This window comes from Streptomyces sp. NPDC057638, from assembly GCF_042800315.1.
Taxonomy (GTDB): Bacteria; Actinomycetota; Actinomycetes; order Streptomycetales; family Streptomycetaceae; genus Streptomyces.
On the sequence record NZ_JBHVHF010000209.1, the window covers coordinates 1 to 14,641 of the forward strand.

General features: G+C 72.1%; 16 protein-coding genes. 7 read left to right on the top strand and 9 right to left on the bottom strand.

Annotation, left to right across the window (positions count from 1 at the left end; translation table 11 throughout):
* Window positions 1-40: 40 nt before the first annotated feature.
* Genes ACFVIM_RS24485 through ACFVIM_RS24500 form a run of 4 tightly spaced genes read right to left on the bottom strand, consistent with a single transcriptional unit; the run spans window position 41 to window position 1,097 of the window.
* Entirely contained in the window at window positions 41-211 is a 171-nt protein-coding gene (locus ACFVIM_RS24485) for a hypothetical protein (RefSeq protein WP_384305062.1), read from the bottom strand.
* 32 nt (window positions 212-243) lie between these two features.
* Window positions 244-486, bottom strand: a complete 243-nt coding sequence (locus ACFVIM_RS24490; RefSeq protein WP_384305064.1) for a hypothetical protein — start codon at window positions 484-486, stop codon at window positions 244-246.
* Window positions 487-492: 6 nt separating this feature from the next.
* Complete coding sequence (locus ACFVIM_RS24495; protein WP_384305066.1) at window positions 493-894, bottom strand: hypothetical protein; 402 nt, start codon at window positions 892-894, stop codon at window positions 493-495.
* Window positions 891-1,097: a hypothetical protein gene (locus tag ACFVIM_RS24500; RefSeq protein WP_384305068.1), complete on the bottom strand. Its 207-nt coding sequence runs from the start codon at window positions 1,095-1,097 to the stop codon at window positions 891-893. The genes ACFVIM_RS24495 and ACFVIM_RS24500 overlap by 4 nt, the downstream gene beginning before the upstream one ends.
* A 485-nt stretch (window positions 1,098-1,582) precedes the next feature.
* Between ACFVIM_RS24500 and ACFVIM_RS24505 the strand changes: the two genes are divergently transcribed.
* Window positions 1,583-2,851: an XRE family transcriptional regulator gene (locus tag ACFVIM_RS24505; protein WP_384305072.1), complete on the top strand. Its 1,269-nt coding sequence runs from the start codon at window positions 1,583-1,585 to the stop codon at window positions 2,849-2,851.
* On the opposite strand, the gene ACFVIM_RS24510 is transcribed toward ACFVIM_RS24505, so the two are convergent.
* Complete coding sequence (locus ACFVIM_RS24510) at window positions 2,852-3,580, bottom strand: HAD family hydrolase (RefSeq protein WP_384305075.1); 729 nt, start codon at window positions 3,578-3,580, stop codon at window positions 2,852-2,854.
* Between the two features lie 75 nt (window positions 3,581-3,655).
* Here ACFVIM_RS24510 and ACFVIM_RS24515 point away from each other — a divergent pair, with 75 nt between their 5' ends.
* Window positions 3,656-3,880 (top strand): DUF397 domain-containing protein, encoded by a 225-nt coding sequence (locus ACFVIM_RS24515; RefSeq protein ID WP_384305101.1) that lies wholly within the window; start codon window positions 3,656-3,658, stop codon window positions 3,878-3,880.
* Window positions 3,881-4,025: 145 nt separating this feature from the next.
* Window positions 4,026-4,574: a hypothetical protein gene (locus tag ACFVIM_RS24520; RefSeq protein WP_384305078.1), complete on the top strand. Its 549-nt coding sequence runs from the start codon at window positions 4,026-4,028 to the stop codon at window positions 4,572-4,574.
* Window positions 4,575-4,617: 43 nt separating this feature from the next.
* On the opposite strand, the gene ACFVIM_RS24525 is transcribed toward ACFVIM_RS24520, so the two are convergent.
* Complete coding sequence (locus ACFVIM_RS24525) at window positions 4,618-7,959, bottom strand: BTAD domain-containing putative transcriptional regulator (protein WP_384305080.1); 3,342 nt, start codon at window positions 7,957-7,959, stop codon at window positions 4,618-4,620.
* A 565-nt stretch (window positions 7,960-8,524) separates the two neighbouring features.
* On the opposite strand from ACFVIM_RS24525, the gene ACFVIM_RS24530 reads away from it, so the two are divergent.
* Window positions 8,525-9,331 (top strand): site-2 protease family protein, encoded by an 807-nt coding sequence (locus ACFVIM_RS24530; RefSeq protein WP_384305082.1) that lies wholly within the window; start codon window positions 8,525-8,527, stop codon window positions 9,329-9,331.
* Between the two features lie 239 nt (window positions 9,332-9,570).
* On the opposite strand, the gene ACFVIM_RS24535 is transcribed toward ACFVIM_RS24530, so the two are convergent.
* Together ACFVIM_RS24535 and npdG are read right to left on the bottom strand one after the other, a co-directional pair.
* On the bottom strand, window positions 9,571-9,762 hold the full coding sequence (locus tag ACFVIM_RS24535) for a hypothetical protein (protein WP_384305085.1): 192 nt from the start codon (window positions 9,760-9,762) through the stop codon (window positions 9,571-9,573).
* A 389-nt stretch (window positions 9,763-10,151) separates the two neighbouring features.
* Window positions 10,152-10,868: an NADPH-dependent F420 reductase gene (gene npdG, locus ACFVIM_RS24540; protein ID WP_384305088.1), complete on the bottom strand. Its 717-nt coding sequence runs from the start codon at window positions 10,866-10,868 to the stop codon at window positions 10,152-10,154.
* 99 nt (window positions 10,869-10,967) lie between these two features.
* On the opposite strand from npdG, the gene ACFVIM_RS24545 reads away from it, so the two are divergent.
* A complete protein-coding gene (locus ACFVIM_RS24545; RefSeq protein WP_384305091.1) occupies window positions 10,968-11,567 on the top strand; it encodes a hypothetical protein in 600 nt (199 codons plus the stop codon).
* A gap of 317 nt (window positions 11,568-11,884) precedes the next feature.
* Window positions 11,885-13,165: an MFS transporter gene (locus ACFVIM_RS24550; RefSeq protein ID WP_384305094.1), complete on the top strand. Its 1,281-nt coding sequence runs from the start codon at window positions 11,885-11,887 to the stop codon at window positions 13,163-13,165.
* 146 nt (window positions 13,166-13,311) lie between these two features.
* On the opposite strand, the gene ACFVIM_RS24555 is transcribed toward ACFVIM_RS24550, so the two are convergent.
* Complete coding sequence (locus ACFVIM_RS24555; protein ID WP_384305096.1) at window positions 13,312-13,548, bottom strand: hypothetical protein; 237 nt, start codon at window positions 13,546-13,548, stop codon at window positions 13,312-13,314.
* 69 nt (window positions 13,549-13,617) lie between these two features.
* Here ACFVIM_RS24555 and map point away from each other — a divergent pair, with 69 nt between their 5' ends.
* On the top strand, window positions 13,618-14,475 hold the full coding sequence (gene map, locus ACFVIM_RS24560) for a type I methionyl aminopeptidase (protein ID WP_384305098.1): 858 nt from the start codon (window positions 13,618-13,620) through the stop codon (window positions 14,473-14,475).
* Window positions 14,476-14,641 lie beyond the last annotated feature (166 nt).

Below are 14,641 nucleotides of genomic sequence, written 5' to 3' on the forward strand. Positions count from 1 at the left end.
GCCCGCCACGGTGCGGGCGGGGTGCCGTCGGACCGGGGCGCTATACGGCGGCGGGGGCCCCGGTCGCCTGGTGGTCGGCCTCCTGGTGACGGCGCAGGAGGACGCGGCAGTCGGTGGCACGGGAGTGGTCACGGACGCGTTCGGCGTCCCGTTCACCGGACCTGAGGCCGTCGCAGGTCGGGCACATCGGGGCCGTCTGGCATTCGGGCATGGCTGATCTCCTGTCGGTGCTGCTGAGTACGGTCAGATGACGTGCTGGCGCAGCCGCTTGTCCTGCTCCACCCGCAGCCGCCGCGCGGCCGACAGCCCCCGGATCTCCACGCCCGCGTCGAGGAGCCGCTCCCGCAGCCACTGCGTGTCGACGCCCAGCTCAGCCGAGAGACGCGTCAGGGGCGCACCCGCCTGATAGCGGGCGACCACCTTGCCGACGGTCCGCAACACCCGGTCCCGGCGCCGCTGGGACTCCTCACTGATACGTCCGGACATCACGTCTCACCTCTCCTTGGGCTGATCAGGGCTGGGCGGCGGCAGATCGGGCGCGGCGATGAACACATACCGGTCGGGGCCGTCGGGGATCACCACGGACACAGCGATGCCCCGCCCGAGCCGCTCCCACGCCCCGCGCCGGTTACGCGGGTCATCGCACCAGTTCCGTATCCGCCCCGGCCCGTCGCCCTCGCACCCGTCCACCGGGCACATCCCGGGCCCGGGCTCCGGGTCGAGCCGCTCGGCGACCCGCCGCGTCTGCCACACCAGCCACCCGACCGCGCCCTCCCGCGAGAGCGTCCGCACATGCGCGAGCACGAACGGCAGCACGGCCCCGGACCCGTAGACGGGCCCCTCCGCGATCACATAACAGAGGTAGCCACCCGCACAGCCCGCCGCCCCACTCACGGCGCACCACCCTCGGTCGCCTTCTTGAGCACCTGCTCCAACTCCACGTCGAACTCCCGCTGCCGGGCCTCCGCCGCGAGAAACCACGACCAGTCATCGACCGCTTCGGCGTCCCAGCGGAGCCGTAGGAGGTCGAACCCGAGCCCGAGCCGGTCCTCGGCGGCGCCGAGAGCGAGGGTGAGCCATAGCCAGAGGCGGGTCATGGGGACCAACTCCGGCTGAGGTTCAGCGGGCACCCGGGCTCGGGATGCCCTCTCGTCTCCGTCCGCCACCAAGCGATGCAGTGCGCGCGACCAGTCAGGCACGAGGCAACGACACGATGGCGGGCGAGACGGCTGGGATTCTTCATGCGGACGCGCTCCTACGTGTGGCGGGTGAAACGTAGAGAGCATGCGCGGAACTGGCTTCTCAGCGTCATGGCACCGCTGCATGGTCTTGCCATACGCCAGACGTATGGACTGCCGGAATCACGCCGGGTACCGTCCGTAGGCTTGGCAAAGGCCCCCATGGCACCACCAGCACGGAGAAACAGCACATGGTCTCCTGGCAGGTCCGCTACTGCCCCTGCGGAACACGTCTCGCCCGTGACAACGAAGGTCGGCTGTGCGCGACGTGTCTACGGAAACGCCCAACGAGCGCAGTATCAGTCGCGCCCAGCGTGCCTCCCGCGTTCTGGCAAGAACCTCGTATGCGCGAGGCGCTCGAAAGCTGGCACATGGGGCATGTGTTCTACATCTATCGAACGCATTCGTGGCACGGTCGATCTCTCTCCCAGGAAACGCTCGCTGGGTGGCTCGGGATCACCCAGGCTCAGCTCAGTCGGATCGAAGGCGCCAGCACGCCACCACAGGACCTCGGCAAGCTGATGAGTTGGGCGCATAGCTTGCGGATCCCCGGTGACCTTCTTTGGTTCAAGCTTCGCTATGAGCCGCTACCGACCCAGCAGACCGCACAGTGCGCTGAACCGGCTACACGTAAGGTCCTCCTCGAAATGATCGCGCCTGATGGCGACTGGTTACCGTTATCCAATGACGCCCCCGAGTACGGCGTGTCCGGCCTCGGCGGTATGTCCCTGCAAGCGACAGGTGAGCACCTTCTGCGGACATTCCTTCACCTGGACGACGAACTGGGCGGAGACAGCCTCTACCTGCCGCTCACCAAGTACGTGGCACGGATGGCGGTCAGCGTCAAGGTCAACCCCCATGACGGTCTGGTCGCGTATGGACAGTTGAGCCAGTTGGTCGGCTGGCTGGCGCTGGACGCCAATAAGCACGCTCACGCCAAGCGACACCTCACCACTGCGGTGGATGTCGGCCACGAGGTCGGAGACCCCGGCCTGATCGGCAGCGCACTCGGGTACATGAGCTTGCAGGAGACTTATCGAGGGCGCCCACAACCTGCACGTTCGCTGGCGCAGATGGCGTTCTCCGTCACCATGGATCGGCTGACACCGTTGACCCGGACGGCCATAGGAGCACGCCTGGCGCGGGCACACGCTTCACTGGGTGACGAGGATTGCCTCCGGGTCCTCGACACCGTGCTGACTGACTTCGCTCAGGCAGGCCGCGAAGAGGAACCTGCTTACGCCTCCTATGTCGACGCGGTGGAGGTGGCAGCGCAACGTGGTGCGTGCTACTTGGACTTGGGAATGACCGACGAGGCGATCACCGCACTCTCCGAGGCGATCGAGCTGTTGGGCACGCAAGCGCCGAACCGCAATCGTGATCGCGTGCACTATCTGTCCCGGCTAGCGAAGTGCCATCTACTCGACGGCGAGGTCGAACGAGCCTGCGAGATCGGACATCACGCGCTGGCACTCAGCCAGACGATCGGCTCAGCACGGATCACCGAGCGATTGGGCGAGCTGGATAATGCCCTCGCGCCGTACGGGCGACTTTCGTACGTGCGGGAGTTCCGGGAGCTGTTCCGACTAGTGAACGCCGGTCCCGACGAGTGATCACCAGCCAAGCACCTCTCCGCAACGGCTCGTGAAGTCCTTCAGATCGGCGAGGACGATGTCGGCCCCGGCGTGGCGCAGTTCCTCAGCGGTGCTGCCGCCGCTCGCGACCGCCACAGCCACCGCGCCCGCGTCCAGTGCGCCACGAACATCGTGGGGCGTGTCGCCAACGACTACGGTCCGACCGGCAGCGAAGTCCTGCCCGTACTTCTCGGAAGCCCGCATACGGGCTCGGTGAACCAGTTCGGCCCGGTCGCTGCCGTCGTCGCCATAGCCGCCCACCGTGAAATCGAGTACGTCATCGAGGTTCAGCGCGGCGAGCTTGGCCATGGCGATGGGGCGTATGTTGCCCGTGACGGCCGATTGAACGTGGTTCTGAGCAGCGCACATCGCGATGGCCTCACGTGCCCCGGGCAGGACCGTACCCACCTCGCGCATGTGGTCGGCGATTTGGTCAGCGGCAGCGGCCAGAGCGGCATAGAAGTCGCCGAACAGGGCTTCAGGCATCTCGATACCGTTCAGGCGCAGTGTTTCCGCCAGGATCGCTTGATCAGTGCGCCCGGCCATGTCGGCCAATGGACCCAGCGGGCGGCCTGTGATGTCTTCGAAGGCTCGGGCATAGATGGTCTGGCTCGTCCCACCGCCGATCCTCACAAGCGTGTGGTCCACATCCCAGAGGATGAGGTGAGGCGTGGAAGCGGTCCCGCCAAGAAGGCTGTCCGTAGGCACGGGGATAGCGTAGAGCGTGGGCTCGTGAACACCCAGATCAGTGATCCCGCTACAGACCGGCTCGCTCTCTCAGATATGAAAGGGCACCTTGTGACCGTAGACCTTCCCTTTAGCCCATGGGCAAAGAGCACCCACAGCGGCCCGGACGGGGGCGAGTGCGTCGAGTGGGCTCCCTCGTACGCCTCCGCTGCCGGAGTCGTCCCCATCCGCGACAGCAAACACCCCACCGGCCCCATCCTCACCGTCACACCCCACGCGTGGGCGGGCCTGGTGACACTCGCCCGGAACGCCGACCTGTAATCAGCGCGCGGCGCCCTCCGGTCCGGCCCGCCCGTCATCCGAGCCGGGCCGGAGGCCCGAGGGGCGGGCGCGCCGGGCGGGCGGGTCTTCTCAGGGGGCGGACAGGGTGGGTGTCCCAGAGGCATACCGATGCCACACTCGCCCCATGAATTTCATAGATCTGTCCCACGGGGGCTGGGGAAACTCCACGATCCCGGTGAGGCACGCCCGAAAGGGCCTTGTCACGCTGGTGGAGGTGAAGGGCGGGCCACTGTCGACCTTCTATGTCTACGGGGTGATCGACACTCCGGACCGGCTGGAGCAGGGCGCCATCCTCTACACGCACAACTACGGCCGGACGCCCGGCCGGGCCGTGGTGCCGAGGGAGTACACGCACGTCAGAATCGTGAAGCCGTCCTCGGGCGGCTCGGTCCTGCCGCGCTGGCGGCTGGGTTTCGGGAACTCCGGCGTCCTGCCCGAGCTGCGGACCGCGTCGGGCAAACGGCCCGCCGTGCTCCGCCACACCGGCCCCGAGACCCGGATCCGGCTGGAGACGGGCGGGGGCTACGCGAATGTCCACCACCACTCGTTCGACGGCGCGAGCGTCGAGAAGGTCCGCTTCGGGTCCGGCCCGTTCCGGGGCCCGGTCGAGCTGCCGGGGCCGGGGCTGATCGCGGTGGACTGCCTGGTCGACTGGACGGTCACGGTCATCTGAACCGGGCCATCGGCGCCCAGGCCCGCCCATCATCCGAGCCGGGTCAGAGGCCCGGGAGCACCGCGTCCAGGGAGAGGGTCGTGCCCTCCCGGTGGGCCGTCTCGTAGGCCGTGTCGCCCAACAGGTCCCGCAGCGTGACTTCTCGCGCCGCGCGGCTCTCCCTCTCGTACGCCAGCGGAAGATAGAACTCCGGGCGCTGGGTGTCCGCGACGCCGAGGAGGCGCGCGGCGGTGGTGGCCTGGTCCGGGTGGGCGCCCGCGAGGGCGCCGGAGAGGGTGACCAGGTGGATGGAGACCATCTGGGGGGCGACGACCAGGGAGAGTTCCTCGCGGGCATGGAACAGGGCCTGGCGGGCGTGGGTGAGGGCGGAGGTGTAGTGGCCCTCGCAGAGGTCGGCCAGGGCGAGGTAGCCGACCACCATGCCCTCGAAGAGGGTGAGGGTGCTGGACTGGAACTGTTCGCGGACCAGCAGGACCTGGGCCCGGCCCTCGTCGTAGCGGCCGGTGCGGGCGAGCCAGAAGGCGAGGAAGATCCGGGCGAGGGCGATGGGTTCGTTGACCCGGCCCGCCTGGTCGGCGAGGACCTCGCGCAGGAGTGCCTCGCCGCGTTCGGTCTCGCCGAGTTCGATGAGGGACCCGCCGAGGCGGGCGCTGAGTACGGACTCCAGGATTCGGGCGCCCACGCGTTCCGCCTGGGCCAGGGCGGCGGTGAAGTCCGCGACGGCGAGCGCGTACTCGCCGCGCCGCTCGCGGGTCTCGCCGCGCGCGGACAGGGCCTGGGAGGCGCCCCAGGCGTCCCCCAGCCGCAGGAAGATCTCCAGCGCCTCGTCCGCGTCGGTGATCGCCATCTCCGAGCAGCTGGCGCGGTTGGAGAGCACGAGCGCGCGCGACTGGAGGGCGAAGGCCAGCTCCCACGCGTAGTCGTGTTCGCGCGCGGTCTCCAGGTTCGCGTCGAGCATGGCGCGGACCTCGGATCCGTCGCCACCGAGCAGCAGCGGGTAGAACCAGAGGGTGCCCGGTGGGCGGCAGTTCTGGGGCAGTCCCGGCCGGTAGATCTCGCCGACCCGGCGCATCCGGGCGAAGATCTCCTCCGGCGGCCCCTCGCCCATGTCCGCGTCGGTGAAGACCAGCCGGATCAGCGCGCAGGCGCGGCGGGCCTCGGCGAGGACATGCGGCGGCATCGGCGGCGGGTGGTCGGTGAAGCGTTCGGGGACCGGGGGCGCGGGGGTGGCGTCCGGGCCGAAGGCGTCGGGGCCGAGCGCGCACACCTGGCCGGACCAGTGCCGGGCCTCGCCGCGCAGATCGCGCAGCTGCCAGTACCAGAAGAGGGAGACGACGAGGTGGAGCGCCTCCTGTTCGTCCCGTGCGGCGATGGCGTGGCGCAGGGCGGCGCGGAGGTTCTCGTACTCCCGCTGGAAGCGGGCGAGCGCGGCGCGCTGTTCCGGGCCGCGCAGCAGGGGGTCGCCGGTGCGGGCGAACTCGCGGTAGTGGACGAGGTGGCGGCGGATGACGGCGTCGCGCTCCCCCGCCTCGTCCAGCCGCTCGGCGGCGTACTCGGCGACGGTTTCCAGCAGCCGGTAGCGCATCGCGCCCCCGTCGTCGGGGGCGGCGACCACCAGGGAGCGGTCGATCAGCGAGCCGAGCCGGTCGGCGACCCGGTCCCCGCCGCAGACCGCCTCGGCGGCGGGGAGGTCGCAGCCGCCCGCGAAGACGGAGAGCTGACGCAGCACGGTCCGCTCGTCCTCGTCCAGCAGTTCCCAGGACCAGTCGACCACCGCGCGCAGGGTCTGCTGCCGGGGAAGTACCGTCCGTACGCCGCTGGTCAGCAGGCGGAAGCGGTCGTCGAGCCGGTCCGCGATCTGGCGCGGGGTGAGCATACGGAGGCGGGCGGCGGCGAGTTCGATCGCGAGCGGCAGCCCGTCGAGGCGGCGGCAGATCTCGGCGCAGGCGCCGGGGTCGTCCTCGGTACGGAACCCGCGCAGCGCGGCGGCCCCGCGCTCCCCCAGCAGCCGCAGCGCGACCGGGTCGGGCAGCGGGTCGACGGGCCGCAGCAGCTCACCGGGGACGGCGAGCGGTTCGCGGCTGGTGGCGAGCACGGTCAGCCCCGGGCAGCGGGTCAGCAGGGCCTCGGTGAGCGCGGCGGCGGCCGTCACCACGTGTTCGCAGTTGTCGAGTACGAGGAGCATCCGGCGGCTCCCGCAGTGGTCGGCGAGGCGGACGAGGGGGTCGTGGGCGCCGCGTACCTCCTCGGTGAGCGTGCCGTGCAGCACGGTCTGGCGGGCGCCGAGCGCGGTCAGTACGGCCTCCGGGACATCGGCGGGGTCCTCGACGGGGGCGAGTTCGGCGAGCCAGAGGCCGTCGGGGTAGCCGTCGGCGGCGGCCTCGGCGACCTCCAGGGAGAGCCGGGTCTTCCCGGCGCCGCCGGGGCCGAGGAGGGTGACGAGCCGGGCGGTGCGCAGATCGTCGCGGAGGGTGGTGATGTCGGACTCACGGCCGACGAAGGAGGTGAGCCGGGCGGGGAGGTTGCCGCCGGGGGCGGGGGCGGAGGTGGGGGCGGTCGGCGGGCTCGTCCGCTGCCCCGGTCGCTCGGCGCGGTGGGCGGACTCGGCGCGGTGGGCACGGTCGGCGGGCTCGGCGGGTGGTCGCTGGGCGGGTGGGTGCTCGGCGGGTTCGGCGAGCAGTTCGGCGTGGAGGGTGCGCAGCGCGGGTCCCGGGTCGGCGCCGAGGCGGTCGGCGAGCGCGCGCCGGAAGTCGTCGTACGCGGCGAGGGCCTCGGCGGGCCGGTCGGCGGCGCGCAGGGCCCGCAGATGCAGCGCAGTCAGGGGCTCGTCCAGCGCGTACTCGTCCCGGAGCGCCGCCAGCTCCGGCAGGACCTCCTCCGGCCGGCCGAGCGCCAGGAGTGCCGCGAGCCGGGTGCGCCGGGCGTCCCGGTGGCGGGACTCCCAGCGGGCCGCCTCCGCCGTGTGGCCGGGCAGATCCACCAGAACGGGCCCGTGCCAGAGGGCGAGCGCCGTATCGAGGAGGGTCAGGGCCCGTGCCGGGTCGCCGTCGTCCAGGGCGCGGGCTCCCTCGCGTACGCCCTGGTCGAAGCGGTGGGCGTCGACGTCGCGGCGGTCGGCAGCCAGTCGGTAACCCCCGTCGGCGGAGTCGACGACCCCCGGTCCCAGCGTCCGCCGCAACCGTCCCACCAGGGCCTGGAGGGCGGCGACGGCGTCGGCGGGCGGGTCGGCTCCCCACACCTCGTCCACCAGGACGCCGACCGGGACGGCGCGTCCGGGCCGCAGCGCCAGCACGGTCAGCAGGGCACGGAGCCGGGCGCCGCCGAGCGCGACGGGGGTGCCGTCGTCGTGGTGGGCCCGGGTGGGGCCGAGGAGAGAGAAACGCACGGGGTCATTGTCACCGGTTCGGGTGAAGGGGTGGGGGTGGGGAACCCGGGGTGGGCGGTGGGGCGTTCTGTCGGTGTCCCGGTGTTGTTCCGGAGCTGGTGCGGAGTGGCGACGGGGTTGTTCCGGGTTGTCCCCTGTCGCGGCGGGGCTGATCCGGGGCTGGTTCAGCGCTTTCGGGTGATGGTCCCCGTGGGGCCCGGCGGTGGTGGTGCCGGGTTCCGCTCTTGCCTCTTCCTACCGTGGTGGCCGCCCGTGCGGGACGGTCGCGGAACTCCCGTATGAGCCCGCGTACCCGTCTGTGGACGGGGACCGGCCGTGGCGGCGGTACGAGGACCGGACGTGGCCACCGTGTCCTGGCCGGTTCCGTGACCGCCGCGTCCCGGCCGGTTCCGTGGCCACCGCGTCCCGGCCGGATTCGCGGGTACGGTCCCTGTCCACGCCCCCTCACACGCCCTCACACGCCCTCACATCTGGAGTCGCGCATGATCCGCCATCCTCGTCCCGGCCGCCCACCGCACGGGCCGCCCGGCGCACACCCCGTCCCGGCCCCGGTGCGGGGGCGGGCATGAGTGCCGCCGCCCGCGCCCGGGGGCAGCGGGGGATCAGCCCGGTCTTCCTCGGGATCGTCGCCGTCATGGCGGTCACCGGGTGGGCGGTGTGGGCGGACTTCGCGGCCACGGCCGGGCTCGCGGTCTTCCTCTTCGTCACCTCGGCGTGGATCGTCTCCCTCTGCCTCCACGAGTACGCGCACGCCCGCACCGCGCTCCACAGCGGCGACATCACCATCGGCGCCAAGGGCTATCTGACGCTCAACCCCTTCGCGTACACCCACGCCCTGCTGAGCATCGTGCTGCCGGTGCTCTTCGTGATCCTCGGCGGGATCGGGCTGCCCGGTGGCGCGGTCTTCATCGAGCGGCAGCGGATCCGGGGCCGCTGGAGACACAGCCTGATCTCGGCGGCGGGCCCGCTGACCAATGTGCTGTTCGCGGTGGTGTGCACCGCGCCGTTCTGGCTGGACGCGCTGGACGGGGTGCCGGGGCTGTTCCAGTACGCGCTGGCGTTCCTGGCGCTGCTCCAGGTCACGGCGGCGATCCTGAACTTCCTGCCGGTGCCCGGGCTGGACGGCTACGGGGTGATCGAGCCCTGGCTGTCGGCCCGGGTGCGCCGGGCCGTGGAGCCGATCGCGCCGTTCGGACTGCTCGCGGTCTTCGCGCTGCTGTTCATCCCGGAGCTGAACCGGGCGTTCTTCGACGGGGTCGACGCCATCCTGCGCGGGCTCGGGGTGAGCGAGTTCCAGTCGGGCTGCGGGCTGGAGTACTACCGCTTCTGGGAGGGGGAGAACACGTTCTGCGCGGCCGGGATCGAGCAGTAGGCGGGATCCCCCGGCGGGCGGGACGGTGACCTCGGTCGCCGCCCCCAGGCAGGCGACGGCACTGGCGAGCCCGGCGACGGCCTGAGCCCGTGGCACCCCGGCGACGGCCTCAGCTCGCGGTGGTCCTGGCGGACCCGGCGGGCGGTGGCACTGGCGGCCCAGGCTGGTCTCAGCTCGCGGCGGTCCCGGCGACGGCCAGCTCGCGGCGGACCCGGCCGGTCTCAGTCCCGGCGGCGGCCTCAGCTGGTCGCGGACCCGGCGGCGGCGCGCTCCTGCTTCGCCTTGCGGAAGTAGTACCAGGCCATGTTGGAGGCGAGGCCCGCGAACAGCACCCACACCACCCCGAGCCAGAGACCCTGGACGAAGGAGACCACGGCGGCGACGACGGCGAGCAGGCACACGACGAGCGCGTATACGGCGAGGCGGGGCATGGGGTACGGCTCCTGACGGGTTCCGGTTGGGGGTGGGACGTCCGCTCCAGTGTCCCCCATCGTCCCGATCCGCCCCCACGCGCCACCCCCTCCGGCCGCGTCGGCGGGAGGGGGCGGGGCGGTGGGTCCGGGCGGCCCGGGGGCGAGGGGGTCAGGGTCCGGAAGGCCCGAACCGGGAGGCCGGGGCCCGGAGGCCCGAGTCCAGAGGCCCGAGCCCAGAAGGCCGAGCCCGGAAGGCCGGGTATCCGGCGTTCCGGGGTCCGGGGTCCGGGGTCCGAGTGCCCGGGTCCGGGCGTCCGGGTCCCGGCGCCCGGGCGTCCAGCGCTTCCGGAGGCCAGGCGTCCGGACACCCACGCACCCAGCCAGCCGGTCGTCCGGGGCCCCGGGGGTCAGACGTCGGTGATCCGCAGGCCCGCGTGGGCCTTGTAGCGGCGGTTCACCGAGATCAGATTGGCCACCAGGGACTCCACCTGGTGGGCGTTGCGCAGTCGGCCGGAGAAGACGCCGCGCATGCCCGGGATCAGGGCCGTGAGCGCCTGGACCAGGTCGGTGTCCTCGCGGGACTCGCCGAGCACCATCACATCGGTGTCGATCGTCTCGACCGACGTGTCCTGGAGCAGCACGGCCGAGAGGTGGTGGAAGGCGGCGGTGACCCGGGAGTCCGGCAGCAGGGCGGCGGCCTGCTCGGCGGCGCTGCCCTCCTCCGGCTTGAGCGCGTAGGCGCCCTTCTTGTCGAAGCCGAGCGGGTTGACACAGTCGATGACGAGCTTGCCCGCCAGCTCGGCGCGGAGCGACTCCAGGGTCTTGGCGTGCCCCTCCCACGGCACCGCGACGATCACCACGTCGCTGCGCCGCGCGCACTCGGCGTTGTCGGCGCCCTCGACCCCGAGGCCCAGCTCCGCCGCCGCGGTCTCGGCGCGCTCGGCGGCCCGGGAGCCGATGATCACCTTCTGCCCGGAGCGGGCGAAACGGTAGGCGAGCCCGCGTCCCTGGTCCCCGGTGCCGCCCAGGACACCGATGACGAGTCCGGACACATCGGGAAGGTCCCAGGGGTCCTTCGGCGCGGGCTTGGCGGCCGTGGGGTCCGCGTTGTCGGTGGTAGTCATGGCCCGACCTTACTCGCAGGTACGGAGGCGGGATCCCGTACGGGTGAGGCTGCCGCGACGGCCGGTCGCCCGGTCGGCGGGCGGGCCAGGATGCGGGCCATGGATACCTCACGCGTCGCGCTGTTGCGCGAGATTCTGGTGGGAACCGAGTGGCCCGCCAAGACCCGGCGGTTCGCGGGGGTGCTGCGCTCCTCCGTCCTCCCCCAGGGCGGGGGCCTGCTGCTGGTGGGGACGGAGGAGTACGAGCCCTGGCACCTGGCCGCCCATCTGGTCGACGAGGCCGCCTGGTCGGGGCTGCCGGAACTGGCGCCCACCCTCATCCGTCACCAGGTGCGGCCCGGCGGGCCCGCCCATCTGACGGTCGGCCTCCGGCGGCTGGAGGCGGCACGGCGCGGTGAGACCCTGCTCCTGGTGGCGCCGGACCGGCCGGGGGCGGGGCTGCTGGAACGGGTGCACGACGCCCGTCGCGCGGGGGCGACGGTGCTGGCGCTGGACAGCGGTGACCCGGAGGTGCGGGGGCTCGCGCACGAGGCGCTGACGGTGAGCGGGGACGAGGTGGACCTGGACACGGTGCAGCATCTGGTGAGTGTGGCGGCGGGCGAGGACAGCGTGACGGGGGCGCTGGGACGGCGGCCGTTCAAGGACCGGCTCTCCCGGATGGTCGACCAGCTCACCTCGCCACCGCCGGGCCGCTGGTAGCCGGGAGGGCGCCGCGGCGCCCTCCGGGCGGCCGATGACCGGGTCGGCGTCCGGCCGCTGGCAGCCGCGAGACCCGGGACGACGCGCCCCGGCCACCCGGAGACCCGCCCCGGCGCCACACGGTCGCCTCCCGCGCGCCACGGCCGATGACCGGTCGGCGTCCCGCCGCCGGCGCGCCGGGGGCCGGGGACGCGAACACCGGTGGTCCGGGCCGGTCCCGTGCCGCCGCGCGGCCTTCCCCGTGCCCACAGGAACCGCCCCGAGACAAGGGGAAATCGTTTGCCGGGCCGGGCGCGGCCTGGGGACGATGACCGGTTGTGACGTCCAAGCTCTCCGCGATACTCCCCGATCTCTCCCCCTTCCGCTCCTCCCGTGACTTCCGGCTGCTCTGGGTGCAGGGGATCATCGCCTACTTCGGCAGTTTCATGGCGATGATCGCCCTGCCGCTCCACATCAAGGACCTGACCGGCTCCCCGCTCGCCGTCGGCGCGATGGGGGCCGTGGAGCTGGTGCCGCTGATCGTGTTCGGACTGTACGGCGGGGCGCTCGCGGACTCCGCCGACCGGCGCAAGGTGATCCTGTGGACCGAGGCGGGACTCGGGGTGCTGGCGCTGCTCCTGCTGGTCAACGCGCTTCTGCCGGATCCCCTGCTCTGGCCGCTCTATGTGGTGGCGGCCGGGGTGGCGGCCATGGCGGGGCTCCAGCGTCCGGCGCTGGACTCGCTCATGGCGCGGATCGTGCCGCATGAGCAGACCACCGCGGCGGCGGCGCTGAACAATCTCCGCTGGCAGCTCGGCGGTATCGCGGGCCCGGCCGCAGCGGGCATCGTCGTGGCGTACGCGGGCCACGCGCCCGCCTACGCCGTCACCGTCGCCGGGTTCGCCGTCTCCGTACTGCTCTGTCTGCGACTGCGGCCCGCGCCGGCGGCGGAGGGGGCCGACAAGCCGTCGCTGCGGGGGATCATGGAGGGCGCCCGGTACGCGTGGTCCCGGCCGGTGCTGCTGGGGACGTACGCCATCGACCTGGTCGCGATGATCTTCGCCTTCCCCGCCGCGATCTTCCCCTTCCTGGCGGAGGACCTGGGCGCCGAGTGGTCGCTGGGGCTGATGTATACGGCGCTGGCGGCGGGCTCGCTGCTGCTGAGCCTGCTGAGCGGCTGGACCAACCGGGTACGGCGGCACGGGCTGTTCGTCTTCTACGGCGCGGCGGGCTGGGGACTGGCCATCGCCGGGGCGGGCTGGTTCGACAATGTCTGGCTGGTGCTGCTCTGCCTCGCCCTGGCGGGCGCGGGCGACACCCTGAGCGGTCTGGGCCGGATGACCATCTGGAACCAGACCATCCCCGAGGAGCTACGGGGGCGGCTGGCCGGGATCGAAGTGCTCTCGTACAGCGTGGGGCCCCAGCTCGGCCAGGTGCGCTCGGGCGCGATGGCGGGCTGGACGGGCACCAGGACGGCGATCTGGGGCGGCGGGGTGGCCTGTGTGGCGGGCGTGGTGCTGCTGACGGCGGCGCTGCCGAAGCTGCTGCGCTATGACGCCTCGACGGACGAGGACGCCCTGCGCCGCAAGGCCCAGCAGGAGGCGACGCTCTCCTCCTGATGTCCTCGTGATGCCCCCTCTCTCCCGTCGCTCCTTCGTGGGACACCGGAACCTCCGGGTCCCGGCCCCCCGGGCCCGGCTCCCATCGGCCGGGGAGGCCGGGGGCCGTCGCTGTGCCCGGCCCGGCCTGATCCCTCGGAAAGGCCCTAATCGCCCGGTGGGCGGTCCGTGCCGCCGGGGCGGTCGTGCCAGCGGGGGTCCGTCTCCCACTCCAGGTTCCGCTCCCGCGCGGTCTCCATCGCGTGCTCGGCCTCCGCACGGCTGGCGTAGGGGCCGAAGCGGTCCTTGGCCGGGCAGTCGGGGCCCTCCTCGACCTTCTGGTGCCGCAGACAGTAGAACCATTCGCCGGGCTTGCCCGCCGTACGCTTCTTGAACAGGGCCATCACAGACTCCTTCCGCCGCCGGTCCTCTCCCGCCATGCTGCCCCAGACCCGCTGGTTAGACTCGCTGGCATGTCTGGCCAGTCACTGCTCGTCCCGGGTGAGCTCTCCCCGGTCCGCACCGTTCCCGCCGCCATCCCGCGCCCCGAGTACGTCGGGAAGCCCGCACCGACGCCCTACACCGGGCCCGAGGTGCAGGACTCCGACACCATCGAGCGGATGCGGATCGCGGGCCGTCTCGCCGCACGGGCGATGGAGGAGGCCGCCCGGCACATCGCGCCCGGTGTGACCACCGACGCGCTGGACCGGGTCGCCCACGAGTATCTGTGCGACCACGGCGCGTACCCGTCGACCCTCGGCTACCGGGGCTTCCCCAAGTCGCTGTGCGCCTCGGTCAACGAGGTCATCTGTCATGGGATCCCCGACTCCACGGTGCTGCGCGACGGCGACATCGTGAACCTCGACGTCACGGCCTTCATCAACGGGGTGCACGGCGACAACAACGCCACCTATCTCTGCGGTGACGTGGACGAGGAGTCCCGGCTGCTGGTGGAGCGGACCCGCGAGTCGCTGAACCGGGCGATCAAGACGGTACGCCCCGGCCGCCAGATCAATGTGATCGGCCGGGTGATCGAGTCGTACGCGAAGCGGTTCGGCTACGGCGTGGTGCGGGACTTCACCGGCCACGGGATCAACACCTCGTTCCACTCCGGGCTGATCATCCCGCACTACGACTCCCCGCACGCCACCACCGTGATGCGCCCCGGGATGACCTTCACCATCGAGCCGATGCTGACGCTGGGGACCCATGAGTACGACATGTGGGAGGACGGCTGGACCGTGGTCACCAAGGACCGGAAGCGGACCGCGCAGTTCGAGCACACGCTGGTCGTGACGGAGACCGGGGCGGAGATCCTGACCCTCCCCTAGGCCGTGTCTGACAAATCCCGTCTGGCCCGCGACGCCCGGCACGCACACTCTCCCCCTGTGCCCTGCGGGCACGGGTGGGGGTGCCCCCGGGCGGAGCCTGGGGGAGTACCCCCAGCGTTGTCGGGATTTCCCGAGTACGTCCAGTACGAGGGAAACCGCCCCCTGG